An 8,485-nucleotide genomic window follows, 5' to 3' on the forward strand; every position below is an offset into this window, starting at 1 on the left:
CCCTACTCGGGGTCCTTCGCCGGCGGCGCTTCCGTCGGCACTTCCACGCCTTCGTCCTCGCGGTCGTCGTCGAGCGGCGTCTCCTTGCCACCGTCAGGCGTCGCGATGTAGCTGAAGCAGAACATCGGCGAGCGGGCATCCAGGGCCGAGGCGAGGCCGGTGGCGTCCCGCCGGATCAGGGCATCGCGGGACGCGTCGTCGAGGTCCGCATCCATGACGGCCCGCACGTACTCCGGATCGGAGAGGTGGGCCGGATGCTGGCCCAGGCGCTCGATGAACTGCACGACGTTCGACATCAGGTGACTCCTTCGGTTTCAAGCGTTAACGGGGAAAGAGGGCGCAAACCGGACACGCAGGCCGCTTCGATCGCGTCCAGCCGCGCCAGCATCCCGGGGTCGGGCTGCAGCTCGAGGGCGGGCGGGACGACCAGGGTGCTGTGCATGTGCAGGGGTGTATCGGCCAGGCGGGACAGCGGCACCGGCTCCATCCGCGGCGTGCTGATCGGCAGGGTCGCCGCCTCGTAGACGATGACCGCGTGGTCGGCCGGGTAGTCTTCCTGCAGGCGCTCGGCGAGCAGGCGGTAGTGGGCCGGGCCGGTGGAGAAGCGGCGGCACGTCCGGTCGCCGGCAATGCCCACCTGCCACAGCACGAGGTACGCCGAAGGGTCTATCCGCCGACGATAGAACATGAACTGGCTCGCCTCGTAATGCTGGCATCCGAAGAGGCCCGGGTCGATGCCCAGGTCGGCATACAGGCAGTCCTCGGCCGAAACGCCAGGCTCCATGTGCGCATGGAAGCCCTCGCGACGGGCCTGGGCGATCGTGTCGTGCGGTACCTGGGCGAAGACGCCGGGGTGGCCGTAGAACGCACCGCACACGTGCTTGCCGGCGCGCACCTCCGCGAGCATGACCTCGCCCATCTCGCGATAGGTCCGGTGGCGCGACTTGCCTTCGGCGTAATGCGGCTGGAGGCTGCGGACGTTCGGGTTCATCCCCTGCAGCCACAACTCGACGAGCGGGTCGGAGACCGCGGCGAACACCACATCGGCCTGTTCGACGTGACTGCGCGCGCGCGGCCCGATATGGGCCCCGAGCATCATCCCCAGGCCGACGCAGGCCAATCTACCCGACGACGTGACGGCTTCCTGCGACATCGATCCATCCCAGCCCGGAACAAGCTGCTGACGATACTCTTACCTGACTCCCTTGTGAACGGAGATCGCCCCGGGCGAGTGCCGGGGTATCGACGGTGCGGGCGCGGGGCCGGTACCGCGGGAGGGCTTCAGTCAGCTTCCTCCGGCGGCGGCACGATCGCGCCGGGGTCGACCGCAAGCCGGCCGGCGATAAGCACCGCCTGCGTGCGGTTGTTGGCGCCCAGCTTGCGCAGGATCGCGGTCACGTGCGCCTTGATGGTCGCCTCCGACACGCCCAGGTCGTAGGCGATCTGCTTGTTGAGCAGCCCCGCGCCGAGCATCTGCAGCACGCGGAACTGCTGCGGGGTGAGGTCGCGCAGGCGTTGCGCGGCGTCGTGCTCGGCCTCGTCGGCGGCGGGCGCCGACAGCGCCGCTTCCGGCGCCCAGCGGTCGCCGTCGAGCACGGCGGTGATGGCCTCGCCCAGCGTCGCCGCGTCGGCCGACTTGGGGATGAAGCCGACCGCGCCGTGGTCGAGCGCGCGCCGCATCACCGCGGGTTCCTCGCGCGCGGAGACCACCACGATGGGCAGTTGCGGATGCAGCGCGCGCAGGTGGACCAAGGCGCTGAAGCCTTGCGCGCCGGGCATGTTGAGGTCGAGCAGGAGCAGGTCGGCGTCGGGCTCGGTCTCCACGAGCGCATACAGCGACTCGACCCCGTCGGCCTCGCGCAGCCGTGCATCGGGCAGGACCCGGGCCACCGCCCCGCGCAGGGCCTCGCGGAACAGGGGGTGGTCGTCGGCGACGATGACGGTGGTGCTGGGGGGCATGGGGGATCCGGTGGTTTCGCCCGCCCCGGCACGGCGGCGCGGGGGAGGAGGGGGAGGATGCAGGACGCGTTGCCGCGACGACATGATCGGGGCAGGACGGCGTCCTGCCCAGCCCTGCGTTGGCCGCGGCGCGACGCAGGGTGCCCTGGCGGTGCCGGTCAGGGCATCCGGCGCTCCTTGACCAGCGACTCCACCACCGAGGGGTCGGCCAGGGTCGAGGTGTCGCCAAGCTGGTCGGGCGCATTCTCGGCGATCTTGCGCAGGATGCGGCGCATGATCTTGCCCGAGCGCGTCTTCGGCAGGCCCGGCGCCCATTGCAGGTGGTCGGGCGTGGCGATCGGGCCGATCTCCTTGCGCACGTGCGCGACCAGCTCCTTGCGCAGCTCGTCGCTGCTGGCCTCGCCGGCGATCAGGGTCACATAGGCATAGATGCCCTGGCCCTTCACGTCGTGCGGGAAGCCCACCACCGCGGCCTCGGCCACCTTGGGGTGGCTGACCAGCGCGCTCTCGACCTCGGCGGTGCCGATGCGGTGGCCGCTGACGTTGATCACGTCGTCCACCCGCCCGGTGATCCAGTAGTACCCGTCCGCGTCGCGGCGGCAGCCGTCGCCGGTGAAATAAGTGCCGGGGTAGGTCTTGAAGTAGGTGTCGATGAAGCGCGCGTGGTCGCCATAGACGGTGCGCATCTGGCCCGGCCAGGAATCGAGCAGCACCAGGTTGCCCTCGGCCTCGCCCTCCAGCTGCGTGCCGTTGGCGTCCACCAGCGCCGGCCGCACGCCGAAGAACGGCGTGCTCGCCGAGCCCGGCTTGAGGTCGGTCGCGCCGGGAAGCGGGGTGATCAGGATCCCGCCGGTCTCGGTCTGCCACCAGGTGTCGACGATGGGGCAGCGGCTGTCGCCGACCACTTCGTGGTACCAGCGCCAGGCTTCGGGGTTGATCGGCTCACCCACCGTGCCGAGCAGCCGCAGTGATGCGCGCGAGGTGCGCTTGACCGGCGCGTCGCCGTCGCGCATCAGTGCCCGGATCGCCGTCGGCGCGGTATAGAACAGGGTGACCTTGTGGCGATCGATCACCTCCCAGAAGCGCGACACGGACGGGTAATTGGGCACGCCCTCGAACACCAGCGCGGTGGCGCCGTTGGCCAGCGGGCCGTAGACGATGTAGCTGTGGCCGGTCACCCAGCCCACGTCGGCGGTGCACCAGTAGATGTCGTCCTCGCGCAGGTCGAACACCGCTTCATGGGTGTAGCTGGCATAGGTGAGGTAACCACCGGTGGTGTGCAGCACGCCCTTGGGCTTGCCGGTGCTGCCGGAGGTGTACAGGATGAAAAGCGGGTCCTCGGCGTTCATCCGCTCCGGCTCGCAGGTGTCGGGCTGGTCGGCGACGACGGCGTCGTACCAGCGGTCGCGGGGCATCTGCATGTCGACCGCGCCGTGTGTATGGCGCACCACGAGCACGGTCTCCACGCTGGTGGTGCCGGGCAGCTTGAGCGCAGCATCGACATTGGCCTTGAGCGGGATCTTCTTGCTGCCGCGCAGGCCTTCGTCGGCGGTGATGATGATCTTGCTGCCGCAGTCGATCACGCGGTCGGCGATCGAGTTGGGCGCGAAGCCGCCGAACACCACCGAGTGGATCGCGCCGATGCGCGCGCAGGCGAGCATGGCGACGACCGCCTCGGGGATCATCGGCAGGTAGAGGGTGATGCGGTCGCCTTTCTTCGCGCCCAGCGCGCGCAACGCATTCGCCAGGCGGCAGACGCGCGCGTGCAGCTCGCGGTAGCTGACATGTTCGGCGGGTTTTGACGGGTCGTCCTGCTCGAAGATCAACGCGGTCTTGTCGCCACGCGACTCGAGGTGCCGGTCCAGGCAGTTGACGCTCGCGTTGAGTTCGCCGTCGGCGTACCAGCGGATGCGGAAATCCTCCAGGTCGTAGCTGACGTCCTTGACCTGGGTGGGGGTCTTCATCCAGTCCAGGCGCTTGGCGACATCGGCCCAGAACGCCTCAGGGTCGGACACCGAGGCCGCGTAAAGCCGCGCGTAATCCTCGCGCTTGATGCGCGCATCGGCGGCGAAATCGTCGGGGACGGGATAGAGGGCGTCGGGGTGGTTCATGGGAGGCTCCATTGGCTCGGATGCTGCGCTGATGCGGTGTTGCAGTGCGGCGAAAACGCGTGGCCGGAGGACCAGTGTGCCGTATCGCCCCGTGTGGCCGGCGTGGATTTCCTTAGACCTTGGTCGAAAAGCGCGGGGCTTTGGCGGCATTCGGCCCGTCGTTCGACCAATGGCGAATGGTTGGCCTCGCCGCAGTGCGCGCAGCCTGCGGTCACCGTGCACACCACGGCATTCCTCGGGAGGGAATCATGTCCACACGCATCGCATCGCGCGGCGCCACCGGTCCCATGCCGGCGCTCGTCCGCAAGCGCCGCCTAGCGACGGCACTGGCCGTCGCCCTGCTGTTGCCCGGCCTGGCCCTGGCACAGACGGCGAAGGAAGCAGAGCTCGAGGCGCGTGTCGCCGAACTCGAGAAGATGGTGCAGCAGCTGGTCCAACAACAGCAGTCGCAGGCGCCGGCCGCAGCCGCCGTGGCACCCGCCCCCGCCCCTGCAGCGGCCAGCACCACGCCCACGATCCAGTCGACGCCGATCCTCACCGCGGGCAATCCCGGCAGCCGGTTCTCCTACGGTGGCTTCATCAAGCTCGACGCCATGGTGACCGACACCAGCGACGGTCAGATCGCCGACGGCAATTCCGGCCGGCTGTTCTACGTGCCCAGCACGATCCCGGTCGCTGCGAACGGGGCCGAGCCCGACACCGACCCCTACGCGGACTTCCACGCCCAGTTCTCGCGCTTCTGGCTCGGTGCCGACTACGAGACCGACGACGGCGACAAGCTCAAGGCCTACATCGAGGCGGACTTCTTCGGCGGTGGCACCAACGCCCTGGCCGGCAACGAGACCTCGACCAACACCTACGCGGTTACCCTGCGCCACGCCTATGTCAGCTGGAACAACTGGCTGGCCGGCCAGACCTGGTCGAACTTCCAGGACACCGCCGCGCTTCCGGACACGGTGGACTTCCTGGGCGTCACCGACGGCACGATCTTCGTGCGCCAGGCGCAGCTGCGCTACACCAACGGCCCCTGGTCGCTGTCGATCGAAAACCCGCAGACCCTGGTCACCGCCTACCAGGGCACCAGCCGCTACAACAGCGGCGACAACGTCATGCCGGACGTCACCGGCCGCTGGGTGACCAAGGGCGACTGGGGCCACCTGAGCCTGGCCGGCATGCTGCGCCAGTTCAAGGACGGCGACGAGACCGCGGGCGGCGGCGCGGTCAGCGTCGGCGGCAAGTTCAACCTGGGCGCCAGCAACGACCTTCGCTACATGGTCAACGCCGGCAGCGGCATCGGCCGCTACATGGCCTTCGGCATGGGCACGGACGTCGTCCAGGACATCGACGGCGACATCGACCCGCTGGACGGCTACAGCGGCTTCGTCGCCTGGCGCCATGTCTTCAACGACAAGCTGCGCGGCAACCTCATGTACTCCGCGGCGCACTTTGACAACGACGTAGATCTCACCGGCTACGGCGTCACCGAGCGCTCCCAGTCCATCCGCGCGAACCTGATCTATTCGCCGTTCCCGAAGCTCGACGTCGGCGCCGAGCTGACCTACGGCCAGCGTTCGCTCGAGGACGACCGCGAGGGCGACCTGAAGCGCATCCACACCACCGTCAAGTACAGCTTCTGAGGAGGCAGCCATGTCAGGCAAACACATAAACGCCAAGCAGTACTGGCGCGCGAACCTCCGGCTGATGGCGATCCTGCTCGCCATCTGGGCGCTGGTGTCGTTCGGCGCCGGCATCGTCTTCGCGGAGGCGCTCAACCAGTTCCGCATCGGTGGCTTCAAGCTGGGCTTCTATTTCGCCCAGCAGGGGTCGATCTACGTATTCGTCCTGCTGACGTTCTACTACGCATGGCGGATGAACCGGCTCGAGCGCGAGCTCGACCTCCACGAAGACTGAGGAGAGGCATATGTCCGTCCAAGCCTGGACCTACCTGCTCGTCGGCCTCAGCTTCGCGCTGTACATCGGCATCGCGATCTGGAGTCGGGTCGGCAGCACCAAGGAATTCTACGTCGCCGGCGGTGGCGTCCACCCGGTCGCCAACGGCATGGCCACCGCGGCCGACTGGATGAGCGCGGCGTCGTTCATCTCGATGGCCGGCATCATCAGCTTCGCCGGCTACGACGGCTCGGTGTACCTGATGGGCTGGACCGGCGGCTACGTGCTGCTGGCCCTCCTGTTGGCTCCGTACCTGCGCAAGTTCGGAAAGTTCACCGTCCCCGACTTCGTCGGCGACCGCTACTACTCCGACACGGCGCGACTGGTGGCGGTGATCTGCGCGATATTCGTCTCGTTCACCTACGTGGCCGGGCAGATGCGCGGTGTCGGCATCGTCTTCAGCCGTTTCCTGGAGGTCGACATCACCACCGGCGTCATCATCGGCATGGCGATCGTGTTCTTCTACGCCGTGCTCGGCGGCATGAAGGGCATCACCTACACGCAGGTGGCGCAGTACTGCGTGCTGATATTCGCGTTCATGGTGCCGGCGATCTTCATCTCGATCCTGCTCACCGGCAACGCGATCCCGCAGCTCGGCTTCGGCAGCAAGCTCGCCGATGGCAGCGGCGTCTACCTGCTGGACAAGCTCGACGGCCTGAGTACGCAGTTGGGGTTCGCGCCATACACGGAAGGAAGCAAATCGACCATCGACGTCTTCGCCATCACCCTGGCCCTGATGGTCGGCACCGCGGGACTGCCGCACGTGATCGTCCGCTTCTTCACCGTGCCGAAGGTGCGCGACGCGCGTCGTTCGGCGGGCTGGGCGATCCTCTTCATCGCGCTGCTCTACACCACCGCACCGGCGGTCGCCAGCTTCGCCCGCGTCAACATGATCCAGACCATCAACGGCGCCGACATGCAGGGTACCGAGCATGCGACCGCTCCGTCGTGGGTGCGCAACTGGGAGAAGACCGGCCTGATCACCTGGGACGACAAGAACAACGACGGCAAGATGTTCTATGCCAAGGACGATCGCAACGAGATGACCATCGACCGCGACATCATGGTCCTGGCCAATCCCGAGATCGCGCGCCTGCCGGCGTGGGTCATCGCCCTGGTGGCCGCCGGCGGACTGGCGGCGGCGCTCAGTACCGCGGCGGGCCTGTTGCTGGTGATTTCATCGGCGGTATCGCACGACCTGTTGAAGAAGATGGTGATGCCCGGCATCACCGAGAAGCAGGAACTGCTGTACGCACGCATCGCCGCTGGTTGCGCGGTCGTGGTGGCCGGCCTGCTGGGCATCTATCCACCGGGCTTCGTCGCCGAGGTGGTGGCGTTCGCCTTCGGCCTCGCGGCGGCGACGTTCTTCCCGGCGATCGTGCTCGGCATCTTCGACAAGCGCACCAACATGCAGGGTGCGGTCGCGGGCATGATCGTGGGCCTGGTCTTCACCGTCTGCTACATCGTCTACTTCAAGGGCGTGTTCATGGCACCGATGGCGGAGAACGTGCCGGCGAACTGGTTGTTCGGGATCTCGCCCGAGGGCATCGGCGTGATCGGCATGCTGCTCAATTTCGTGATCGCCTTCGGCGTGTCGCGGATGACGCCGCCGCCGCCGCAGCACGTGCAGGACATGGTCGACGACATCCGCGTGCCGCGCGGTGCCGGCGAGGCCACGGCCGCCCACTGACCTCACTGGAGCTTCGTGCTCTCTCCACGGCCCGCCATCGTCCAGATGGCGGGCTTTTTCTTGTCCCGGGTTCAGGGATGGCCGGGATGGGGTCGGCTGCGACATCGCAGTAGGGTGGGTCGAGCCGAAGGCGATACCCACCTTGGCTGACGGCCACGACGAGCGATGGGTTTTGCTTCGCGCAACCCATCCTACGGTGCTGCGCCACCACCTTTCGTCATCCCAGCGAACGCTGGGATCCAGCCTTTGGCAAGGCTAGGGAGTTCTCCCCGGCCCCGCGCAGCGCGCTGGGCGTTCGCGCAGATCGCACGGCGGTGCCGCGCAAGCGGTCCGCCTCACCCGAGCGTTCGCTGGGATGACGCCCTGTGGGGGCGGCCGGCCAAGACACGGCTTCGGCATCGCCGGAGGGTGGGTCGAGTGGGAGGCGATACCCATCGTGGCTTCCGGCCACTGCGCACGATGGGCTTCGCGCAACCCATGCTTCGAGGGCTGATTCGAGCCAAGGCAAGGTCAAAGGCTTTCGCCCGCTGCGCGTGCGAGTCCCTTTTGTCTTGGCAAAAGGAACCAAAACCGCCGGCTCCATCGGCCGCCGGCACGGCTTCGCCGCACCGGTCCCCTGCGCGCCTCGGCCCTGGCGGCACGGCGCCCAAACTCGCTTCGCTCAGACAAGGGCGCCTCTCCGGCCGCCATGGCCTGCGGTGCTCGGCGGCCTCAAAGTCGCGAAGATCAAGATCAAGATCAAGATCAAGATCAAGATCAAGATCAAGATCAAGAT

At 67.7% G+C, this 8,485-nt stretch carries 8 protein-coding genes; 4 read left to right on the forward strand and 4 right to left on the reverse strand.

All coding sequences use genetic code 11. The features are described 5' to 3' along the window. Window positions 1-2: 2 nt before the first annotated feature. The 4 genes from FKV25_RS10195 to acs form a co-directional block, all read right to left on the reverse strand. Window positions 3-296 (reverse strand): hypothetical protein, encoded by a 294-nt coding sequence (locus FKV25_RS10195; RefSeq protein ID WP_141518697.1) that lies wholly within the window; start codon window positions 294-296, stop codon window positions 3-5. After that, window positions 296-1,153, reverse strand: coding sequence for an SAM-dependent methyltransferase (locus tag FKV25_RS10200; RefSeq protein ID WP_141518698.1), 858 nt, complete (start codon window positions 1,151-1,153; stop codon window positions 296-298). Before FKV25_RS10200 ends, FKV25_RS10195 begins: the two co-directional genes overlap by 1 nt. A 128-nt stretch (window positions 1,154-1,281) precedes the next feature. Further along, window positions 1,282-1,959 (reverse strand): response regulator transcription factor, encoded by a 678-nt coding sequence (locus FKV25_RS10205; protein WP_141518699.1) that lies wholly within the window; start codon window positions 1,957-1,959, stop codon window positions 1,282-1,284. Between the two features lie 158 nt (window positions 1,960-2,117). Further along, a complete protein-coding gene (acs, locus tag FKV25_RS10210) occupies window positions 2,118-4,070 on the reverse strand; it encodes an acetate--CoA ligase (protein ID WP_141518700.1) in 1,953 nt (650 codons plus the stop codon). Between the two features lie 287 nt (window positions 4,071-4,357). On the opposite strand from acs, the gene FKV25_RS10215 reads away from it, so the two are divergent. The 4 genes from FKV25_RS10215 to FKV25_RS16370 all read left to right on the forward strand — a co-directional run. Further along, entirely contained in the window at window positions 4,358-5,707 is a 1,350-nt protein-coding gene (locus FKV25_RS10215) for a DcaP family trimeric outer membrane transporter (protein ID WP_141518704.1), read from the forward strand. A gap of 10 nt (window positions 5,708-5,717) precedes the next feature. Beyond that, window positions 5,718-5,981 (forward strand): DUF4212 domain-containing protein, encoded by a 264-nt coding sequence (locus tag FKV25_RS10220; protein ID WP_141518701.1) that lies wholly within the window; start codon window positions 5,718-5,720, stop codon window positions 5,979-5,981. 10 nt (window positions 5,982-5,991) lie between these two features. Further along, the gene (locus tag FKV25_RS10225) at window positions 5,992-7,710 is read left to right on the forward strand and encodes a sodium:solute symporter family protein (RefSeq protein ID WP_141518702.1); all 1,719 of its coding nucleotides are present in this window, start codon (window positions 5,992-5,994) and stop codon (window positions 7,708-7,710) included. 551 nt (window positions 7,711-8,261) lie between these two features. Continuing rightward, a partial coding sequence (locus tag FKV25_RS16370; protein WP_211345412.1) for a hypothetical protein occupies window positions 8,262-8,485 on the forward strand: 224 nt, incomplete at its 3' end.

Source organism: Marilutibacter aestuarii, assembly GCF_006546775.1.
GTDB lineage: Bacteria > Pseudomonadota > Gammaproteobacteria > Xanthomonadales > Xanthomonadaceae > Marilutibacter > Marilutibacter aestuarii.

What these genes read in the sequence shown, in the direction of transcription:
- FKV25_RS10195 (WP_141518697.1), bottom strand. Translation starts at nt 296, where the DNA reads ATGTCGAACGTCGTGCAGTTCATCGAGCGCCTGGGCCAGCATCCGGCC.
- FKV25_RS10200 (WP_141518698.1), bottom strand. Translation starts at nt 1,153, where the DNA reads ATGTCGCAGGAAGCCGTCACGTCGTCGGGTAGATTGGCCTGCGTCGGC.
- FKV25_RS10205 (WP_141518699.1), bottom strand. Translation starts at nt 1,959, where the DNA reads ATGCCCCCCAGCACCACCGTCATCGTCGCCGACGACCACCCCCTGTTC.
- acs (WP_141518700.1), bottom strand. Translation starts at nt 4,070, where the DNA reads ATGAACCACCCCGACGCCCTCTATCCCGTCCCCGACGATTTCGCCGCC.
- FKV25_RS10215 (WP_141518704.1), top strand. Translation starts at nt 4,358, where the DNA reads ATGCCGGCGCTCGTCCGCAAGCGCCGCCTAGCGACGGCACTGGCCGTC.
- FKV25_RS10220 (WP_141518701.1), top strand. Translation starts at nt 5,718, where the DNA reads ATGTCAGGCAAACACATAAACGCCAAGCAGTACTGGCGCGCGAACCTC.
- FKV25_RS10225 (WP_141518702.1), top strand. Translation starts at nt 5,992, where the DNA reads ATGTCCGTCCAAGCCTGGACCTACCTGCTCGTCGGCCTCAGCTTCGCG.